The organism is Amphibiibacter pelophylacis, assembly GCF_037688875.1.
GTDB classification, from domain to species: domain Bacteria; phylum Pseudomonadota; class Gammaproteobacteria; order Burkholderiales; family Burkholderiaceae_C; genus Amphibiibacter; species Amphibiibacter pelophylacis.
This window is the reverse complement of record NZ_JAWDIE010000007.1, coordinates 47,055-67,725: the sequence shown is the minus strand read 5'-3', so window position 1 is coordinate 67,725 and position 20,671 is coordinate 47,055. Positions and strand designations below refer to the sequence as shown.

General features: G+C 68.4%; 13 protein-coding genes, 1 tRNA gene and 1 pseudogene. 6 read left to right on the top strand and 9 right to left on the bottom strand.

Annotated features, from left to right (window positions below):
• The first annotated feature begins 42 nt into the window (after positions 1-42).
• The 6 genes from infB to RV045_RS05945 all read left to right on the top strand — a co-directional run bounded on the left by infB (position 43) and on the right by RV045_RS05945 (position 6,947).
• Positions 43-3,009: a translation initiation factor IF-2 gene (gene infB, locus RV045_RS05970; protein ID WP_423234860.1), complete on the top strand. Its 2,967-nt coding sequence runs from the start codon at positions 43-45 to the stop codon at positions 3,007-3,009.
• Positions 3,010-3,022: 13 nt separating this feature from the next.
• A complete protein-coding gene (rbfA, locus tag RV045_RS05965; RefSeq protein ID WP_423234859.1) occupies positions 3,023-3,397 on the top strand; it encodes a 30S ribosome-binding factor RbfA in 375 nt (124 codons plus the stop codon).
• Entirely contained in the window at positions 3,394-4,389 is a 996-nt protein-coding gene (truB, locus tag RV045_RS05960) for a tRNA pseudouridine(55) synthase TruB (RefSeq protein WP_423234858.1), read from the top strand. Before rbfA ends, truB begins: the two co-directional genes overlap by 4 nt.
• Before the next feature lie 134 nt (positions 4,390-4,523).
• Positions 4,524-6,356: a translational GTPase TypA gene (gene typA, locus RV045_RS05955; RefSeq protein ID WP_423234857.1), complete on the top strand. Its 1,833-nt coding sequence runs from the start codon at positions 4,524-4,526 to the stop codon at positions 6,354-6,356.
• A 126-nt stretch (positions 6,357-6,482) separates the two neighbouring features.
• Positions 6,483-6,806, top strand: a complete 324-nt coding sequence (gene fdxA / locus RV045_RS05950; RefSeq protein ID WP_423234856.1) for a ferredoxin FdxA — start codon at positions 6,483-6,485, stop codon at positions 6,804-6,806.
• Positions 6,807-6,871: 65 nt separating this feature from the next.
• A tRNA-Asn gene (locus tag RV045_RS05945) sits at positions 6,872-6,947 on the top strand.
• Between the two features lie 77 nt (positions 6,948-7,024).
• Here RV045_RS05945 and RV045_RS05940 read toward each other — a convergent pair.
• The 9 genes and pseudogenes from RV045_RS05940 to RV045_RS05900 form a co-directional block, all read right to left on the bottom strand.
• A complete protein-coding gene (locus RV045_RS05940; RefSeq protein WP_423234855.1) occupies positions 7,025-8,071 on the bottom strand; it encodes a DUF2157 domain-containing protein in 1,047 nt (348 codons plus the stop codon).
• Positions 8,050-8,679, bottom strand: coding sequence for a DUF4230 domain-containing protein (locus tag RV045_RS05935; RefSeq protein ID WP_423234854.1), 630 nt, complete (start codon positions 8,677-8,679; stop codon positions 8,050-8,052). Before RV045_RS05935 ends, RV045_RS05940 begins: the two co-directional genes overlap by 22 nt.
• Before the next feature lies 1 nt (position 8,680).
• Positions 8,681-12,190, bottom strand: coding sequence for a transcription-repair coupling factor (mfd, locus tag RV045_RS05930; RefSeq protein WP_423234853.1), 3,510 nt, complete (start codon positions 12,188-12,190; stop codon positions 8,681-8,683).
• An 85-nt stretch (positions 12,191-12,275) separates the two neighbouring features.
• Complete coding sequence (locus RV045_RS05925) at positions 12,276-13,571, bottom strand: MFS transporter (protein WP_423234852.1); 1,296 nt, start codon at positions 13,569-13,571, stop codon at positions 12,276-12,278.
• A 41-nt stretch (positions 13,572-13,612) separates the two neighbouring features.
• Positions 13,613-14,302 carry a hypothetical protein gene (locus tag RV045_RS05920; RefSeq protein ID WP_423234851.1) on the bottom strand — a complete coding sequence of 230 codons (690 nt, stop codon included), beginning with the start codon at positions 14,300-14,302 and terminating at the stop codon, positions 13,613-13,615.
• Positions 14,303-14,307: 5 nt separating this feature from the next.
• Complete coding sequence (locus RV045_RS05915) at positions 14,308-15,684, bottom strand: Pls/PosA family non-ribosomal peptide synthetase (protein ID WP_423234936.1); 1,377 nt, start codon at positions 15,682-15,684, stop codon at positions 14,308-14,310.
• A 1,063-nt stretch (positions 15,685-16,747) separates the two neighbouring features.
• A pseudogene (locus tag RV045_RS05910) lies at positions 16,748-18,196 on the bottom strand (amino acid adenylation domain-containing protein); the annotation flags it as partial.
• Positions 18,197-18,369: 173 nt separating this feature from the next.
• Positions 18,370-18,780, bottom strand: a complete 411-nt coding sequence (locus RV045_RS05905) for a ComEA family DNA-binding protein (RefSeq protein WP_423234850.1) — start codon at positions 18,778-18,780, stop codon at positions 18,370-18,372.
• 371 nt (positions 18,781-19,151) lie between these two features.
• Positions 19,152-20,561 carry an Nramp family divalent metal transporter gene (locus RV045_RS05900; RefSeq protein WP_423234849.1) on the bottom strand — a complete coding sequence of 470 codons (1,410 nt, stop codon included), beginning with the start codon at positions 20,559-20,561 and terminating at the stop codon, positions 19,152-19,154.
• Positions 20,562-20,671: the final 110 nt, after the last annotated feature.

Here is a 20,671-nt window from a genome sequence, read left to right as displayed (position 1 = left end):
AGTCTGGCGCGGGTGCGCTGGCTTCAGCGAAGGAAAAATTTCATGGCTGTGACCACCGTTGCCCAGTTTGCTGCGGAACTCAAACAACCGACAGATACGCTGCTGATGCAGCTCAAAGCGGCCGGCGTGCCCAAGTCTTCGGCCGGGGACGTGATGAGCGACAGCGACAAGACCCGTCTGCTGGCCCATCTGCGCAGCGAGTCTGGCGCAGCCGTTCCTGACCCGACCAAGAAGATCACGCTGACGCGCAAGCAGACCAGCGAGATCAAGCAGGCCGACGCCAGCGGCAAGGCCCGCACCATCCAGGTGCAGGTGCGCAAGACGCGCACTTTTGTGCGCCGCGAGGATGTGGACAGCGCCGCGTCGGTGGCCCAGAGCGAGCACGAGGCCCAGGAGGCCGAGCGCCGCAACCAGGCCCTGCGCGACGCCGAACTGGCCGCCCAGCGCCTGCGCGTTGAAGAAGAGGCTCTGCAGGCCCAGGCCGCCGCCGAGGCCCGCCGCGCCCAGGAAGCCGCTGAAGCTGCCGCCGAGGCCGCCCGCCAGGAAGCCGCCGCCGCCGAGCGCGCTGCTGCTGAAGCTGCGCAGGCCGAATCCGCCCAGGCCGCCGGTGCCGCCCGCGAGGCGGCCAAAGATGCTGCCATCGAATCCGGCCGCGTGGTGCTGGACGGCGTGCCCGCCAAGCCGCGCATCGGCGCGCGCATTGATTACAACTTCAAACCCACGGCCCCCAAGGCGCCGCCCAAGGCCGAGCCGGTCAAGGCGGAACCCGCCAAGGTCGAAGCGCCCGCCGAAGCAGTGGCTGCCCCTGCGTCCGCGCCTGAAGCGGCCCCGGCGGCTCCGGCCGTGGCAGAGACCGCCGCTGCCAGCGCTGCGCCTGCTGCCGCTGCGCCGCTGACCAACCTGCAGGACGTGGAAAAGCGCCGCAAGGCCGCTGAATCCGAAGCCGCCGCGATCCGCGCCATGATGGCTGCGCCGCGCAAGGTGCTGACGGCCAAAAAGCCCGAGCCCGATGCGGCCGCTGTGGCTGCCAAGGCCAAGGCTGCCGAGGTCAAGCCCGGCGACAAGAAATCGGTCAAATCCGAGAAGCTGTCGTCCAGCTGGGCCGACGACGCCGCCAAGCGCCGCGCCGCGACCAAGGGCCGCACCGACACTTCCGCCGGACGTGCGGGCTGGAAAGCCCCGCGCGGCGGTCGCCGTGGTGGCCGTGGCCAGGACAATTCGCCGTCGTTTGTCGCTCCGGCCGAGTTCGTGGTGCAGGAGATTCATGTGCCCGAGACCATTTCGGTGGCCGACCTGGCGCACAAGATGTCCGTCAAGGCCTCCGAGCTGATCAAGGCGCTGATGAAGCTGGGCCAGATGGTCACCATCAACCAGCAGCTGGATCAGGAAACGGCCATGATCCTCGTCGAGGAAATGGGCCACCAGGCGCTGGCCGCCAAGCTGGACGACCCGGAAGCCTTTACCGAGGACGAACACGCCGCCTACTCGGGCGAGATGATCACCCGCGCGCCCGTCGTCACCGTGATGGGCCACGTCGATCATGGCAAGACCTCGCTGCTGGATTACATCCGCCGCTCGCGCGTCGCTTCGGGCGAAGCCGGGGGCATCACGCAGCACATCGGCGCCTACCACGTCGAGACGCCGCGCGGCACCATCACCTTCCTGGACACCCCGGGTCACGAGGCCTTCACGGCCATGCGGGCCCGCGGTGCGCAGGCGACCGACATTGTCATCCTGGTGGTCGCCGCCGATGACGGCGTCATGCCGCAGACCAAGGAAGCCATCGCCCACGCCAAGGCCGCCAAGGTGCCTGTCGTGGTCGCGCTGACCAAGATCGACAAGCCCGACACCAACGTGGACCGCGTCAAGAACGAGCTGGTCGCCGAAGGCGTCGTGCCCGAAGAGTTTGGTGGTGATTCGCCCTTCATCGGCGTGTCGTCCAAGAGCGGCCAGGGCATCGACGAGCTGCTGGAGCAGGTCCTGCTGCAGGCCGAAGTGCTGGAGCTGGGCGCGCCCGTCGACGCCATGGCCAAGGGCCTGGTGGTTGAAGCGCGTCTGGACAAGGGCCGTGGCCCGGTCGCGACCGTGCTGGTGCGCAGTGGCACGCTCAAGCGCGGCGACGTGGTTCTGGCCGGGGCCAGCTATGGCCGCGTGCGCGCCATGCTGGACGAAAACGGCCAGAACACCGCCGAAGCCGGCCCGTCCATCCCGGTGGAAATCCAGGGCCTGACCGAAGTGCCTCAGGCGGGCGACGATTTCATGGTGCTGGCCGACGAGCGCCGCGCCCGCGAAATCGCCACTTTCCGTCAGGGCAAGTACCGCGAAGTGACGCTGAACCGCCGCCAGGCCGCCAACCTCGAATCCATGATGGAGCAGATGGGCCAGGGCGCTGCCCAGACGCTGCCCATCATCATCAAGGCCGACGTGCAGGGCTCGCAGGAAGCGCTGGCCGCGTCGCTGCTCAAGCTGTCCACCGAGGAAGTCCGGGTGCAGATCGTGCACGCGGCCGTCGGCGGCATCAGCGAATCGGACGTCAACCTGGCGATCGCCTCCAAGGCGGTGGTCATCGGCTTCAACGTGCGCTCCGACGCCCAGGCCCGCAAGCTGGCCGAAGGCAACGGCATCGATCTGCGCTACTACAGCATCATTTATGACGCGCTGGACGACGTGAAGCAGGCCATGAGCGGCATGCTGGCTCCCGAGCAGAAGGAAGAGATCATCGGCGGCGCCGAGATCCGCCAGGTCTTCAAGGTGTCGCGCATCGGCTCCATCGCGGGCTGTATGGTCACCTCGGGCGTGGTCAAACGCGGTTCGCGCGTGCGGGTGCTGCGCGAGAACATCGTGGTCTTCACCGGCGAGATCGATACGCTCAAGCGCGTCAAGGACGATGTCCGCGAAGTGCGCGAGGGCTTCGAGTGCGGCATGACGATCAAGAACTACAACGACATCTACGAAGGTGACCAGCTGGAATTCTTCGAGATCAAGGAAGTGGCGCGCACTCTCGAGTGAGCGACCGGGCCTCATGCGACACAAGAAATCCACCCCCAACCGCAGCCTGCGCGTGGCCGACCAGATCCAGCGTGATCTGGCCGAGCTGGTGCGCGAGCTGAAAGATCCGCGCCTGGGCATGGTCACCTTCAGCGGGGTGGACGTCACCCCCGACTACGCCCACGCCAAGGTCTGGTTCACCGTGCTGGTCGGCGACAAGACCGCCACCGGCGAGGCGCTGAACGAGGCGGCGGGTTTCCTGCGCAATGGCCTCTTCAAGCGCCTGCACATTCACACCGTGCCGACGCTGCATTTTTTCTACGATCCGACGCTGGAGCGCGCCGCGCAAATGAGCACGCTGATCACACAGGCGCTGCAGGACAGCCCCGGGGACGAGCCCCAGCCGTGAACCCTGCCAGCGTCAGCACAGCCCCGGCGGCCCGCCCCCAGCGGGTGCGCGCGCCGCGTCGCGCCATCCACGGCGTGCTGCTGCTGGACAAGCCGCGCGGCCTGACCTCGCAGGACGCGGTCACTCGCGTTCGCCGCCTCACGGGCGCCGAAAAAGGCGGCCACGCGGGCACGCTCGACCCCCTGGCCGACGGCCTGCTGGTCGTGTGCCTGGGCGCCGCGACCAAGTTTTCCGCCAGCGGCCTGGACGCGGACAAAACCTACGAGGCGCTCCTGCGCCTGGGCCAGACCACGGCCAGTTTCGACGCCGAAACACCCGTGCTTGACGAGCGCCCGCTGGACGGCGTGACGTCCGAGCGCATCGCCGCCGTCTGCGCCGCGCTGCAGGGCGAGCAGGAGCAGCTGCCGCCCATGTACAGCGCCCTGAAAAAAGACGGCCAGCCGCTCTACGAGCTGGCCCGCCAGGGTCTGGAAGTGGAGCGCACGCCGCGCCGCATTACCCTGCATGAAGTCACGGTGCTGGATTTGCAGATGCCCTTGCTCAGGCTGCGCGTGCGCTGCTCCAAAGGCACTTACATCCGCAGCCTGGCGCACGACATCGGGCAGCAGCTCGGCTGCGGCGCCCACCTGGCTGGACTGCGCCGCGTGGCCAGCGGCGATCTGGAGGTCGCCAGCGGCGTCACGCTGGAGCAGCTCGAAGGCCTGGCCGAGCGCCCGCTGCCGCAGTGGCCTGCGGGCGTACTGCGCGGGGTCGATACCCTGATCCAGGACGCGCCCGTGGTGCGTCTGGACGATGCCGAATCGGGCCGATTCCTCAGTGGCCTGCGCCGCCGCACGGCGCTGCCGGACCGCGAGCGCGTGCGCGTCTACGGACCCCAGCCCGCCGCTTTTCTGGGGATGGCGCACATCCGCGCCCGCGAACTCATTCCCGACCGCCTGCTCAGCCCGCCCGAAGTGCAGGCTGTGCTGGACCAGGCGCCCCGACCGGCCTGATATCCGCCTGCTAGCCGCCTGATTCCCACCTGATCTTTCCTGGTTTTCCCTCTTGCGGGCTCCCCGCGACCTGCCGCAGAGCCGGTCCGCCGCCCGCCCTGTCCCAACTGTCCCGCTCACCGAGAAATCCTGACATGAGTCGCCAAATCCGCAATATCGCCATCATCGCCCACGTTGACCACGGCAAAACCACCATGGTTGACCAACTGCTGCGCCAGAGCGGCACCTTCGCCGAACACGAAAAAGTCGTGGACACGGTGATGGACAACAACGCCATCGAACGCGAGCGTGGCATCACCATCCTGGCCAAGAACTGCGCCGTGACCTGGGAGGGCACGCACATCAACATCGTCGATACGCCCGGACACGCGGATTTCGGCGGCGAGGTCGAGCGCGCCCTGTCCATGGTGGACGGCGTGGTGCTGCTGATCGACGCTCAGGAAGGTCCCATGCCGCAGACGCGTTTCGTGACGCGCAAGGCGCTGGCGCTGGGTCTCAAGCCCATCGTCGTCGTCAACAAGGTGGACAAGCCGGGCGCCAACCCCGACAAGGTCATCAACGCCGCGTTCGATCTGTTCGACAAGCTGGGCGCGACCGACGAGCAGCTGGATTTCCCCGTGGTTTACGCCTCCGGAATCAACGGCTGGTCGAGCCTGACCGAAGGGGAGCCCGGCGAGCAGTGGGGCCCCGACATGTCGGCGCTGTTCAACACCGTGCTCAAGCACGTGCCGGCCCACCAGGGCGACCCGGCGGCGCCGCTGCAGCTGCAGATCTCCGCGCTGGACTACAACAGCTTCGTCGGCCGCATCGGCGTGGGCCGCATCAATGCGGGCACGCTCAAGCCCTCCATGGACGTGCTGGTCATGGAAGGGCCGGACGGCAAGAGCTTCAAGGGCCGCATCAACCAGGTGCTGACCTTCGAGGGTCTGGCCCGCGTGCAGACCGCCGAAGCCGGTCCGGGCGATATCGTGCTGGTCAACGGCATCGAGAACCTGGGCATCGGCGTGACGCTGACCGACCCGGCGCAGCCCTCGCCGCTGCCCATGCTCAAGATCGACGAGCCGACGCTGACCATGAACTTCTGCGTCAACACCAGCCCGCTGGCCGGCCGCGAAGGCAAGTTCGTCACCAGCCGCCAGATCTGGGACCGCCTGCAGAAAGAGCTGCAGAGCAACGTCGCGCTGCGCGTGCGCGAAACCAGCGAAGACGGCATTTTTGAAGTCTCCGGCCGGGGCGAACTGCACCTGACCATCCTGCTGGAAAACATGCGCCGCGAAGGCTACGAGCTGGCTGTGTCCAAACCGCGCGTGGTTTTCCAGGAGATCAACGGCGAGCGCTGCGAGCCCATCGAGCTGGTCACCGCCGACGTGGAAGAACAGCACCAGGGCGGCGTCATGCAGGCGCTGGGCGAGCGCAAGGGCGAACTGGTCAACATGGAGCCGGACGGCCGGGGCCGCGTGCGCCTGGAGTACCGCATTCCGGCGCGTGGCCTGATCGGTTTCTCCAACGAATTCCTGAACCTGACGCGTGGCTCTGGCCTGATCAGCAACATTTTTGACGGCTACGAGCCGCACAAGGGCGAGATCGCCAGCCGCAAGAATGGCGTGCTGATCAGCATGGATGCGGGCGAAATCTTCACCTACGCGCTGGGCAAACTGGACGATCGCGGCCGCATGTTCGTCAAGCCCAACGACGCCGTGTATGAAGGCATGATCGTCGGCATCCACAGCCGCGACAACGATCTGGTGGTCAACGCCACGCGCACCAAGCAGCTGACCAACTTCCGCGTTTCGGGCAAGGAAGACGCCATCAAGATCACCCCGCCGATCGACCTGACGCTGGAATATGGCGTCGAGTTCATCGAGGACGACGAGCTGGTCGAGATCACGCCCAAGAGCATCCGCCTGCGCAAGCGCCACCTGCAGGAGCACGAGCGCAAGCGCGCCTCCCGCGAGTCCAACGCCTGAGGCCGGATCCCGTCCTTGTGCACCCCTGAATCCCGGGGCCTGCGGGCCTCGGGCTCAGCCGCTACAATCCTTGTTTTTCGGGCGTGACGCCCGTCTGCCGAACCTGCTGAATCTGGAAATGCCGCCATGACACACGTGGTTACCGAAGCCTGCATCCGCTGCAAATACACCGACTGTGTCGATGTCTGTCCCGTCGACTGCTTCCGCGAGGGCCCGAACTTCCTGGTCATCGACCCCGACGAGTGCATCGACTGCGCGGTCTGCATCCCCGAATGCCCGGTCAACGCCATCCTCCCCGAGGAAGACGTGCCGTCCGACCAGCTGCACTTTATCCAGCTCAACGCCGAGCTGGTCAAGGGCTGGCCCAGCATCACCAAGCGCAAGGCCGCGCTGCCCGACGCCGACGAGTGGAAGAACCGCAAGGACAAGCTCGACGAGCTGATCCGCTGAAGGCGAAAAAATTTCAGCGCCCACCGACACAGCGCTGAAAATCTGGCTATAATCTTTGCTTCTGTTCCTCGATAGCTCAGTCGGTAGAGCGCCGGACTGTTAATCCGTAGGTCCCTGGTTCGAGCCCAGGTCGAGGAGCCAAAATACAAAACCCCCGCAGTGGCAACGCTGCGGGGGTTTCTGTTTGGCCAACCCGGAATTCTGTGCTTTTCGGGGTGTCAGGACCCGTGGCGTCCCAGGCCCTGCCAGCGCTCCGGCAGCCATGTGCTCAATCGCCGTGCCAGCTGTGCCTCGCAGCGCTGCCAGACGATGCCCAGCGCCATCACGCCCAGGCCGATGGCGGCCAGCGCCAGGGGGAAGAGCAGGCTGTTGGCAAAGACGATCTGCGCCAGCCAGGCCAGGTAAGCGGTGATGCCCAGAGCCCCGAAGACGGCGTAAACGCGGCGCAAGAGCAGTGCGGCGCCCAGGACCATCACCACATTCAGGCCCAGGTAGACGAACCGGGCCAGATCGCTGCCGGTGCTCATCAGGGACAGGCCGACCCAGAAGGCACTGGCGCCAGCCAGGTGCAGCCAGAAGGCGAAATCGGGCGTGCGCCGCGTGCGCACATCCACCCAGACCGCTGTCAGTATCAGGGCCAGCCCCAAAGCCAGCGAGACGCGCTCATGCAGGCCCCAGGGCAGATCGCTGCTGCTGGCGCCCAAAAACAGTGGCGCGGCGTCCTGGCTCAGGGCCCACAGCGCGATGGCGATGGGCAGAACCAGAAAGGGCAGGCGGTAACGCCACAGCGCCAGCAGGCCGGTCAGCACGGTGGCGGCTTCCATCGGCAGCCAGCGGTTTTCGAAGCCGGACGCAGGCCAGCCCTCGGTCGGCCACAGACCCAGCGCCTTTTGCACGCCGCAGACCGCCAGCGGGGTCAGCGCCACGGCCAGCGCGGCGGTCAGCCCGGTGGGGAGGAGCAGATCGCGGCGGCGCAGCGCTTCGGCCAGCAGCAGGGCGCCCGCCGCCAGCAGCAGCGCCAGCCCGGCAATACCCCAGCCGTCCAGGCGCTCCCAGGCCAGGGTCATGAACAGCGTCATCGCGCCTATGGCGATCAGCCCGCCCAGGTGGTAGAGCACGTGCGTCAGGCGCAGCGTGGCGCGGCTGCCCTGCTGCGCGGCCAGAAACTGCCACAGCCCCTCGGCCTGACCGGGCGCGATCAGGCCCGCGCGGGCGGCCGCATCGAGCTGGTGGCGGTCGATGTTCACGGTGCGGGCGTGGCCCACGCCAGCGTCACCGTCCAGCCGGTGACGGCGAACAGTGGCCGCAGCACGGCCAGGGCGTTGCTGCGCGCGCTTTCCAGCACACTTTGGCTGGCGCAGGCCTGGCGGATGACGGTTTCGGCGCGGGCCAGGGCGGCGTCGGTGGCCTTGGTGCGGGTGGCTGATCCGGGCAGAAAGGGTTCCAGACCGCTGCCGGTGATCTCGTAAAAATACGATCCGCCCTGTTGGCGGGGGCCGTGATTGACGCGCGCTGAAATCACCCCCGGCTGCGGCAGCACCAGGGTGGCGGTGCGCGCGGTGGCGTCAATGTCGCGGTAGTGGCTGGCGCGCAGATCGGTGCCGGCCAGGCATTCACCCCGCGCCACCAGCAGTGCGCGCGCCGAGCCAAAACGCAGCTCGCGCCCGGTCAGCGGAATGTCCTGGGCGATGTTTTCGGTGACCTCGATGACGCTGGATTCATGCACTTTCACCGAGACCAGCTGGCCCATGGCCTCCAGTGCGATGAGCGGCGGGGCGGGGGCCTCGGGCGGCGCGGCGGCCGGGCGCAGCAGCAGGGCCAGTGCGGCGCCCACCGCCAGAGCGCCGATCAGGGCAAAAAAGCGCGTCAGCATCTCAGTGGACGGCCGCCGCCGTGGTCAGCGGCTGGCCCAGCGAGCGCAGCACGTCGCGGATGAAGCGCACGCGGTCGTCGACCTGGTCCATGGTGCGGGTGATGCGCAGCCTGTCGTTGCCCGAGAGCTGGATGTGGCGGTTTTTCTGCACCAGCGTGATGATGGCCATGGGGTCGATGGGCGGGTGCGGCTTGAACTGCAGCGTGGTCACGCCGGGGCTGCTGTCGATTTTCAGCACGCCATAGGGCTGGCCCAGCACGCGCAGCCGGTGGCTGTCCAGCAGCACCTGGCCTTGCGGCGGCAGCTTGCCGAAGCGGTCGGTGATTTCTTCCAGCAGCGCGTCGATGTGGTGCGGCTGGCTGGCGCTGGCCAGGCGTTTGTAGAGCGAGAGCCGAATCTGCACGTCCGGGCAGTAGCTGTCGGGCAGCAGGGCGGGCGAGTGCAGGTTGACCTCGGTGGCGATGGACAGCGGGTTAAGCACGTCGGGCTCCTCGCCGCGCTTGAGCGCCTCGACCGCCTGCGACAGCATGTCGTTGTAGAGCTGGAAACCCACCTCCATCATGTTGCCGCTCTGGTGATCGCCCAGCACCTCGCCCGCGCCGCGAATCTCCAGATCGTGCATGGCCAGGTAGAAACCGCTGCCCAGCTCTTCCATGCTCTGGATGGCGTCCAGGCGCTGCTGCGCCGGTTTGGGCAGGGCCTGCGCGTCGGGCACCAGCAGGTAGGCGTAGGCCTGGTGGTGGCTGCGGCCCACGCGGCCCCGCAGCTGGTGCAGCTGCGCCAGACCGAACTTGTCGGCACGGCTGATCAGGATGGTGTTGGCGCTGGGCACGTCGATGCCGGTTTCGATGATGGTCGAGCACAGCAGCACGTTGTAGCGCTGGGCGACGAAATCGCGCATGACGCGCTCCAGCTCGCGCTCGGGCATCTGGCCGTGGGCCACGGCGATGCGCGCCTCGGGCAGGATCTCCTGCAGCTTCTGCAGGCGGTTTTCGATGGTATCGACCTCGTTGTGCAGGAAGTAGATCTGACCGCCGCGTTTGAGCTCGCGCAGCATGGCCTCGCGGATGATGCTGCTGTTCTCGGTGCGCACCAGCGTCTTGATCGCCAGACGGCGCTGCGGCGCGGTGGCGATGACGGACAGATCGCGCAGCCCCTCCAGCGCCATGCCCAGCGTGCGCGGGATGGGCGTGGCCGTCAGCGTCAGCACGTCCACATCGGCGCGCAGCGCCTTGATGGCCTCTTTGTGGCGCACGCCAAAGCGGTGCTCCTCGTCGATGATGAGCAGGCCCAGGCGCTGGAACTTCACGTCTTTGGACAGCAGCTTGTGCGTGCCGATGACGATGTCGATCTGCCCGCTGGCCATGCCCTCCAGCGCGGCCTTGATCTCCTTGGGCGAGCGGAAGCGCGACAGCTCGGCCACCTTGACCGGCCAGGGGCTGAAGCGGTCGGCGATGTTCTGGTAGTGCTGCTCGGCCAGCAGCGTGGTCGGCGCCAGCAGCGCCACCTGCTTGCCGCCGGTGACCGCGACAAAGGCAGCGCGCAGCGCGACCTCGGTCTTGCCAAAGCCCACGTCGCCGCAGACCAGGCGGTCCATGGGCTTGGGGCTGACCATGTCCTGGATGACGGCGTGAATGGCGGCGTTCTGGTCGGCCGTTTCCTCGAAGCCGAAGCTGGCGGCAAAGGCCTCGTAATCGCCGACGTCAAAGCGGTGGCTGTGGCCTTCGCGCGCGGCGCGCCGGGCGTAGAGCGCCAGCAGCTCGGCGGCGGTGTCGCGCACCTGCTCGGCCGCCTTGCGCCTGGCCTTGTCCCACTGGCCGCTGCCCAGGCGGTGCAGCGGCGCCTCTTCGGGGCTGACGCCGGTGTAGCGCCCGATCAGGTGCAGCTGGCTGACGGGCACATACAGGCTGGCGTCGCCCGCGTAAAGCAGGTGCAGGAACTCGGAGCTCTGCCCCTCGCCCGCGTCCAGGTTGATCAGGCCCTGGTAGCGCCCGATGCCGTGCTGCACATGCACGACGGGGTCGCCCAGCTTGAGCTCGGACAGATCCCGGATCAGCGCCTCGACCGCGCTGCCCTGCTCCTGGCGTTTGCGGCGGCGGCTGCTGGGGCTGGCGGCGAAAAGCTCGGTCTCGGTGATCAGCGCCACGCGCAGATCATCGGCCTCGTCCAGCAGGTAAAAGCCGCTGGCCAGATCGCCCGACGTGATCGCCATGGGTTGATCGCCCCGCACGAAATCGGCCAGCGAGCCGCTGGGCGGCAGGGCCAGATCGTGCTCGCGCAGCATGTCCAGCAGGCTTTCCTGGCGGCCTGCGCTCTCGGCGACCAGCAGCGTGCGCGCCGACGTGTCCTTCAGGAAGAGGCGCAGGCGGTGCAGCGGATCGCTGTGTCCGCGCTCGACCTGCACGTCGGGCAGCGGCCGTGCCCAGGCGGTTTCGCCGCTGCCCCGCAGCAGCAGGCAGGGCAGATCGTGGCTGCGTGCGAAGAAATCGTCCACCGTCAAAAAGAGCTGCTCCGGCGGCAGGATGGGACGCTCGGGGTCGTGCTGCATGAAGCGGAAGCGCTCGCGCGTGTCCGTCCAGAAGCTGGTCAGGGCGGCTTCCATTTCGCCGTGCAGCACCAGGGTGGTGGCGGGCGGACAGTGCTCGAACAGCGGCGCGGTGGCGTCAAAAAACAGCGGCAGGTAGTACTCGATGCCCGCGCTGGCCAGGCCTTGGCCCATGTCCTTGTAGATGCGGCAGCGCGTGGGATCGCCGCTGAGGTGCTCGCGCCAGCGGCGGCGGAAGGCCTGCTGGCTGGCCTCGTCCATGGGGAACTCACGCCCGGGCAGCAGCCGCACCTCGGGCACGGGGTAGAGGCTGCGCTGGGTGTCGGGGTCGAAGGTGCGGATGGCGTCGATTTCGTCGTCGAACAGATCCAGGCGAAAGGGCGTCGGCGAGCCCATGGGGAAGATGTCGATCAGGCCGCCACGCACGGCGTATTCGCCCGGCTGCACGACCTGGTTGACGTGGTGGTAGCCCGCCAGCACGAGCTGTGCGCGCAACGCGGCTTCATCAATCGCACTTTTGTGACGGAAGTAGAACGTGGTTCCCGCCAGAAAAGACGGCGGTGCCAGGCGCTGCAGCGCGGTCGTGGCGGGCAGCAGCACGGCGTCCAGCTCGCCCTGGGCCATGCGCCACAGCGTGAGCAGGCGCTCGGAGATCAGATCCTGGTGCGGGCTGAAGGTGTCCCAGGGCAGGGTTTCCCAGTCGGGGAAAATCGCCACGACCAGGTCCGGATCAAAAAAATTCAGCTCGCCAGACAGGCGCTGGCTGTCGGCGGGGTCGGCGGTGATGATGAGCGTCAGCGGCTTGCGCGCGCCGGGCTGCTGCAGCGTCTGCGCCTGGCGGCGCACGAACTGCGCCAGCAGCGCGGCGTCGGCCGAACCGGGCGGGCGGGGCAGGGTATGGCGTTTGTGGCCGGACAGGCTGGGGAGCGCCAGCAAAGGCAAAGCGGAAGATTCAGCGGACGGCATGTCAGAGGGCCCCGATCAGATCAATCGGCCATTTTAGGCGCCGCCGCCAAGCCCGCGTCCCGCGAGGGGGACGCCGCCCGTGCGATCAGTGCATGGGCGCGGCGCTGGCCTTGTCCAGGCTGCGTGCCGCGATGGCTTCGCGCAGCACGCCTTTTACACAGAAAGCGAAGGCCAGCAGGCCCAGCGCACTGAACACCGCGAATCCGGGTAGGCCAAAAGCCACATAGGTGAGTTTGCCGCCTTCGATGCCCAGCGCGTACAGCACCGCCACGCCCATGGACAGCGCGGCGGCCACCACGCCTTTGGGCGCATCGCTGGCCATCAGCGACAGGCGGTAGAGCACCGCAAACGTCAGCCCTTCCGCGAAGCAGATCACCGCCATGCCGCCCAGCAGCAGGCTGATCTGCAGCGGGCAGCCCAGGCCCGCCAGGCTGCAGGCCAGCAGCAGCGCAGCGCCCACGGCCATCAGCGGCATGGCCCACTGGATGGTGCGGCCCACGACCACGCGGTCGGTGACGCGCGCCAGCGTGATGTTGCCCAGGATCAGCCCGGCGAACACCGGCACCTGCGCCAGGCCGTAAGCCCAGGTGGGCAGGCTCATGTCGCGGATCAGCATCAGCGGCGAGAGCGCAATCCAGGTCAGCAGCGGCAGCCCGGACAGCGGCGTGGCCAGCGCCAGCAGCAGAAAGGGGCGGTTGCGCAGCACCGCCAGGTAGGAGCGGCCGATCTGGCCCAGCGTATCGGCCTTCTCCAGGCGCACGGCGGTTTCGGGCATGGCGCGCGTCAGGCCCAGCAGGCTGATCAGGGCGATGGCGCCGATCAGCACGAAAATCAGCTGCCACGAGCCCAGCGGGTGGCTCAGGATGCCCGCGCCCAGCAGCGGCGCCAGCAGCGGCGCGACCATGGCCACGTTGGCCATCAGCGCCATCACCTTGATGGCGGTTTTTTCCTCGAAAGCCTCCTGGATGCTGACATAGCCCACCGCGCTGATGAAGCACAGCGCAATGCCCTGCACGAAGCGCATGGCCATGAAGGCCTCGATGGTGGGCGCCAGCAGGATGGCGAAATTGGCCAGTGCATACAGCAGCGCGCCGCCCAGCATGACCGGGCGTCGCCCCCAGCGGTCGGACATCGGGCCCACGCACCAGGCCAGCACCGCGCCCCCCAGCAGGTAGAGCGTCATCGAGGTCGGCACCCACGCGCTGTCCGCGCCGTACTCCTGCGTGATGGTCAGCATCGCCGGCTGGATCATGTCGTTGCCGATGTAGACCGAGAACTCGAACAGCACCAGCATCAGCGGGAACCAGATGATGCTGCGGTCCAGCTGCGTGTACAGCGGCGGCCGGGCGGGCAGGGCGGAGGGGGTAGCGGTGGCAGACATCGCGCAATTCTAAGGGTTTTCCCTGGGGTGGCTCGGCTGGCTCAACCCCAGGTTTCGTGGGGAATTGCCGCCTCGTCGCACCAGGCCAGTGCAGCGTCCAGCGCTGCTGTGGCAGGCAGGCCCAGGCCCTGCAGCTCCTGCGGCGACAGCAGCCGGGTGCGGCAGCGCTGGCGTTCGCGCGTGGCGGCCGGGCTGGCCTCGCGCAGGCCCCGGCGCAACGCCTTGTCGCAGGCCTCCATCGTCACCCAGGCGTGGTTGAAGGCGGCGTCGCTCAAGGCTGCGGCGCTGTAGGGTGTGGCGTGCGGCTCGCCGCCCAGAAAGTCGCGGATCAGGCCTGCGCGCTCGGGCGCAGGCACGAGGCCCCGGTGCTGGATGTCCAGCCCCAGCGGCTGGCTGGCCAGGCCCAGCAGCGTGCCCCGGTGGGGCGGCGTGTCCTGGTGGCTCCAGGCCAGCCACAGCCCGGCCGCCCCGGGCGCCGTGCGGCGCGGCGCCGGGGGCGGGGGCTGCACGGCGGGGTGGGCCAGCAGATCGGCCAGCGCGGCGCGCACCGTCTGGCGCAGCGCGGGGCGGTCGGCCATAGCGCCCGACGCGGCGGCGGGCAGCCAGCCCAGGCGCAGCCAGCCGCCCGAATCCAGCGCCACACGCAACGGCAGACGCAGCGGCAGGCGCGCTGCGATCAGCGGCGCCAAGGGCGGTCCATCCAGCCCCAGCGTTGCCAGAGCGTCTGCCACCGGCCTCAGTCCTGCGGCCAGGGCTGGGCGGGCGAACCGCGCCAGCGCGTGTGCGCGGGCAGGGTTTCGCCCTTCATCACCAGCGTCAGCGGGCCCAGGTGGACGCCGTCTTCGACGCGCGCGTCGTACAGCACCGTGGTGCGCGCCCGTACCGTCACGCCCCGGCCGATGTCCACCGTGCCGATTTTCATGATGCGGTCCTCGAACAGGTGGGTCTGCGGGCCGCTGAGCGCATTCAGCTCGGCCTGGTCACCGATGCGCACGCAGTCGAACTCGGTCATGTCGGTGGTGTCCAGATAGACGCCGCGCCCGATGTGCGCGCCAAACAGGCGCATCACCCAGGGCAGCATGGGCGTGCCGCGCAGGTAGTTCAGAAAGGCCGGGACGGCCATGGTCTCGTAGACATTGGTGACGGCCTCGCTGAGCCACACAAACGGCGTCCACATTGGGTGGCTGCCCGGCCGGTAGCGGCCCATCAGCAGCCATTTCAGCACCAGCACGACCAGCATCGAGCCCGCCCCGTACATGGCGCCCCACAGCGCCAGATAGAGTGGCAGCCACAGCCAGCCCATGCCCTGCGCGTCGTCCACCACAGGCAGCACGCTGCCCACGATGGCGTAACCCACGCCCACGCTGTAGGCCATGGGCAGCACGATGCGTGCGGTTTCGACCGCCGTGCGGCCGATCACGCGCCAGCGCGAGGGGCTGAAGGTCAGGCTGTCGGCAAAACCGGTGGCGACTTCGCGTGCGGGCAGGTGCAGTGGCGGCGAGCCAAACCAGGTGTCGCCCGAGCGCAGGCGCTCGGTCTGCGGTGCGCGCGACTGCACGCCGATCAGCACATTGGGCGGCAGCACGGTACCGTCGGGCACGTAAGCGCCGTTGCCGACAAAGCTGCGGTGGCCGATCACGGTGGGGCGCAGCGTCATCCAGCCGTTCTCCACGTCGTCGTCGCCCAGCATGACGGCGTCTGCGATGAAGGTCTCGTCGCCCAGTGTCAGCATGTCGGGCACCACGCCCATGGCGGTCGAGATTTCCGCCTTGCGGCCCACGCGCGCGCCCAGCAGGCGGTACCACAGCGGTGCAAACACGGTGGCATAGACCGAGTGCAGCGTCATCAGGCTGGTGTCCTGGATCTGGTTGATCAGCCACTTGCGGTAGTACATGCTGCCGTGCACGGCGTAGCGCCCGGGGTTCATGCGCGGCAGCGCGATCCAGCGCACGCTGGCCGACAGCAGCGCCGTCAGCACGATCAGCACGGCTGAGGCCGGGATCGCCAGCACGATGAAGCGCCCGGCCTCGTGCCAGAAGCGCACGCCCGGGTCGTCCGGCACCAGCCAGTCCACGAACATGAAGGTCGGAAAAAGCGGCATGAAGAACAGCATGGACACGGCCAGCGCGCTGACCGAGAAAAACGCCGCCTCGAACATCTCCCGCGCCCGCGACGGCTATGTTGGCTCCTACTGCGTGCTGGAGGGCAATACCGTCGCGGGCGATGTGGACGGTGCCGATGACCAGCTCGCCGCGCTCGACGCGGGCGTTTTCCAGCTGCACGGCGGCGCCCAGGCTGGCGCCGTCATCGATCTGGATCAGCGAGGGCACGCGCGCCGTCACCGAGCCCAGCGACACGTCGCGGCCCACCCGGGCACCCACAGCGCGCAGGTAGTAGCTCATCAGCACCGAGCCGTTGAGCAGGTGCAGCGGCGCGGCGTTGACCAGGCGGTCGGACAGCCACCAGCGGTAGTACGTCCAGCCCCACAGCGGATAACGCCCGGGCGCGATCCGGCCCAGCACCAGGCGCCGTCCGGCGATGGCCAGCAGCAGGCTGAGGATCTGCACCGCCACGAACACGCCCAGCGCCAGGGCGACGGCCACGGGGATGCTGTCGCCCGGATCGCCGGTGTACAGGTGGTAGGTGAAAAACGGCGCCAGCCACTGCAGGATGGTGATGGACACCAGCATGGGCAGGGCCAGCAGCTGGCCCAGGCCGCAGCGCCAGCGTCGCCAGGCGCTGTTGTTCGGGCTGGCGGTGAAGGCGGGCGGCGATTCGCCGGGCGCCTGGGCCGCGTTCATGGCGCTCATGGCATCCATCGCGTCCTGCACGGCCTGCGCCAGGCGGGCGATCTGGCGGCTCTGGTAGACGGTCTGCACCGTCATCATGGCGCAGCGCGGGTCGGCGCGCAGCAGCGAGACCAGACGCGCCGCAAACAGCGAATGCCCGCCCAGATCGCTGAAAAAGTCGAGCTCGCGGCGCAGCGCCTGCCCAGGGAAGATCTGGCCCAGCACGCCAAACAGCAGGGTTTCGGCCTCGCCCACTGGCGTGTCGCTGGCTCCGGCCTCGGCGGCCAGTTCGGGCAGTTCCAGCGCGCGCAGCGCCTTGCGATCGATCTTGCCCGACAGCAGGCGCGGCAGGCTGGCAACGACCTCGTAGCGCGCGGGCACCATGTACTCGGGCAGGCGCGCACGCAGCGCAGCGCGCAGCAGGCTGGCGCTGGGGCGCTCGATCACCTCGCCGCTGCCATCAGGCGCGGCTTCGTGCTCCAGCACCAGCCAGGCGACCAGCTGGTCCACGCCGCTGATCTGGCGCACCAGCACGGCGGCGGTGCCCACGCCGGGCTGCTCGCACAGCGCGGCCTCGATCTCGCCCAGCTCGACGCGGAAGCCGCGGATCTTGATCTGGTCGTCGGCGCGGCCCAGGCACTGCACCTCGCCGGTTTCGGTGATGCGCGCCAGATCGCCCGTGCGGTACAGGCGGTCTTCCTGCGGTGACAGCGCCCAGGGGTTGGGGATGAATTTCTCCGCTGTCAGATCCGGGCGGCCCAGATAGCCCTGGGCGACGCCTGGGCCAAACAGGCACAGCTCGCCGGTTTCGCCCTGGGCCAGCATGCGCTGCTGGTCGTCCAGCACCGTCATGCCGTAATTGGGCAGCGGGCGGCCGATGGTCACGGCCTCGCCGCGCGACAGCCGCGCCAGGCTGGCCGACACCGTGCCTTCGGTCGGGCCGTAGGTGTTGAAAATCTCCAGGCCCTCGCGGTCCAGCCGTGCCACCAGGGCGTCGGGACACATCTCGCCGCCCATGTTGACGATGCGCAGCGTGGCCACGTCGCGGCTGAACAGCGCCAGCAGCGTGGGCACCGCGTGCAGCACGGTCACGCCATGGCGTTCCAGCGCGGCCGGCAGGGCGTCGGGGTCGGTGACCAGTTCCTTGGGCGCCACCCACAGGCTGGCGCCGACCAGGTAGGAGATCCAGATCTCCTCAAACGACATGTCGAAGGCCACCGAAAAGCCCTGGTAGACGGTGTCGTCGCCGCGCACGCCCAGCACGGCGTTCTCGCTGCGCAGGAAGTGGCAGATGCTGGCCTGCTGGATCAGGATGCCCTTGGGCTTGCCCGTCGAGCCCGAGGTGTAGATGACGTAGGCCGGATCGCTCCCGGCCTGGCCTTCGCGGCGCAGCAGCGCGCCGTCGGCGGGGGGCTGCAGCAGATCGGCGCTGCACCAGCGCGGCCAGGGCTGGCCGTCCAGCAGCGGCAGCGCTTCTGGCGCGCAGACCAGGCCGCGCGCCTGGGCATCGTCCACGCAGACGCCAATGCGGTCCACTGGTACGTCGGCGTCAAAAGGCAGCCAGGCGGCGCCCGCGCGGGCAATGCCCAGCTGCATGATGAGCAGATCCAGCCCGCGCGGCAGCCACAGCCCGACGATGTGCCCCGGGCGCACGCCGCGCACGATGAGCTGGTGCGCCACGCGCGCCGACAGCTCGTCCAGATCGGCGTAAGTCAGTGTGCGGCCCGTGGCGCCGCAGACCAGCGCCGTGGCGTGCGGCCGCTGGGCGGCGGTTGCTTCAAAAATGTCGGCCAGGGTTTCGTCGCGCAGCAGGTCGGGCCGGTCGGGGCCGCGCACGCAGACGGCGGGAACGGGGCTGTGCGGTGCTGCGGCTGGGCTGGCGTCCGCAGTCTGGGGGTTGGCGGAGGAATCTGGAATCAATCAGGCCACCTGCGGAGCAAGAAGCAAAGAAAAAACCCGGCGGCCCTGCGGCGTCCGGGTCAGAAAACCGTCGGATTCTGCAGGGCCAATTACTTCTTCATGGCCTCGGCCGGGGCCGCCGGAGCCGCTGGTTTGGCGGCCATGGCGGGCGCTGCGGGCTTGGCCGCTGCAGCCGGTGCGGCAGGAGCTGCCGGTTTCGCCGCCATGGCCATGCCGCCACCCACGGTCAGGCCCTGGCCCTGCAGGTCTTTGGCCACCTTGGGCCCGATGCCCGACACCCGCGCCTGAAAGTCGGCCCAGTCTTTGAAAGCGGATTTTTTGCGCTCGGTGACGATGCGCTGGCTGATCTTGGGGCCGATGCCTTTGATGGCGTCCAGTTCGGATTTGGTCGCGCTGTTCACATCCAGCGCCCAGGCGCTGGGGATCAGGCCGGCTGTCAGCGCCACGAGGGCCGCAGGAAGCACGAGTCTGCGCAGGAACGAGAGAGCGGAATTTGCCATGAGGGCCTCCAGGCCAGGTGGAACTCGGGCGATGTTGCCCGAGCCGCATGATACGGCGGCCCGCCGGTGACTCTGCCCCTCAGCCGCAGGGGACGCATCGCCCGGCTGTCCCTTGGGCGAAACAGCGCCGTGATTTTGTTGTCAGCGCGGGTTGGCGCCCCCAGCAAATTCAAAGGCTTGGAAAATAAGAATGCCGTAAATTGATTTTTTACATTAAAAAATAGAAGTCTTTGCGATAGGGCAGCTCACCCTGACACAGAATCCGCCCGCAGCAGCAGAGCGACCGGCCGCACGCGCTGGCGCTGGGGCTTCTGCCCGTTGCGGAACAAGGCCAGCTCAAGCCCCGATGAAGCCCCGCTGAAGCAAGCTGCTCAGCCGCGAAACAGCCCCACCACCAGCACCGCGTTGGCGGAGCAGATCAGCGCAAAAATGCCCCAGGCCAGCGCCTGCTTGAAGCGCGAGATGGTGAACTCGCCCAGCGTGCGCCGCTCGCTGCACAGGCGGATCAGCGGCCACATCGCCATCGGCAGCTGCAGGCTGAGCACGACCTGGCTCCAGACCAGCAGATCGCCCACCGCCGCATCGCCCAGCCAGTAAACGCCCAGCGCGGCCGGGACCAGCGCCAGCGCACGCGTCAGCAGCCGCGTCACCCAGGCGGGCCAGCGCAGACGCAGAAATCCGTCCAGGATGATCTGCGCGGCCAGCGTGCCGGTGAGTGTGGAGCTCTGGCCCGACGCCAGCAGCGCCAGACCAAACAGCAGCGCCGCAGCGCCGCCTGCGATGGGCAGCAGGCGCTCGTAGGCCTGCGCCAGATCGCTGACCACGACCTGGCCGGGCGCGTGGAAGGCCGCCGCCGCCAGGATCAGGATGGCCGCGTTGACCGCCATCGCCATTGCCAGCGAGATCAGCGTGTCCCAGCGCGCCAGGCCCAGCAGTTTGCGCAATTGCTGCTGGCGCTGCGCCAGGTCCAGCGGCGCGCCAGTGGGCGCGGCGTGGCGTGTCTGCACCAGCGAGGAATGCAGATACAGGTTGTGCGGCATGATGGTCGCGCCCACGATGCCCAGCGCCAGCACCAGCGCCGCGTGGTGGCTGCCCGCTGTATTTCCCACTGTACTTCCGGCTGCACTTCCCGCAACGGGCAGGCTGGGTAGCGTCGGCACCAGACCCAGCGCCACGGCGGCCCAGTCGGGCGGCGTCAGCACCAGCTGCACGGCAAAACTGCCCATGATGCAGACCAGCAGGGCGATGATGACGGCTTCAAGCTGGCGCACGCCGCGCCCGTGCAGGCCGAGCACCAGCACCGTCATCACGGCGGTCAGCGCCACGCCCCACAGCAGCGGCACGCCCAGCAGCAGCTTGAAGGCCAGCGCGCCGCCCAGCACCTCGGCCAGGTCGCAGGCCACGATGGACACCTGCGCGCCCAGCCACTGCAGCGGCCAGACGCGCGGGCCATAGCGCTCGCGGCTGTGTCGCGCCAGGTCTTTGCCGGTGACCAGCCCCAGGCGCGCCGCCAGAAGCTGCAGCACCATCGCTCCCAGGCTGGACGCCACGACCACCCACAGCAGCGCGTAGCCCAGGCGCGATCCCGATTCGATGTCGGTTGCCCAGTTGCCCGGATCCATGTAGCCGATGGCCACCAGCAGCCCCGGGCCCGCAAAGCGCCGCATCTGCTGCCAGCGCGGTGCGCCCAGATCGACCGCGACCGAGCCGCGCACGTCCGATTGGCCTGCAGCGGAAGCGGGCATGTCGAGCGGCAGGGTGGCGGAGGCGGGCGGCGTCATGGTCTTGTGACAATAGCAGGCCAGCGGTTTTTGCGCCTGTCAGGGACTTTCGGCCGCAAGCCGATGTCGGTGATAAATGCCAATCCGCCGCAGTACACTGCGCCGGTTTA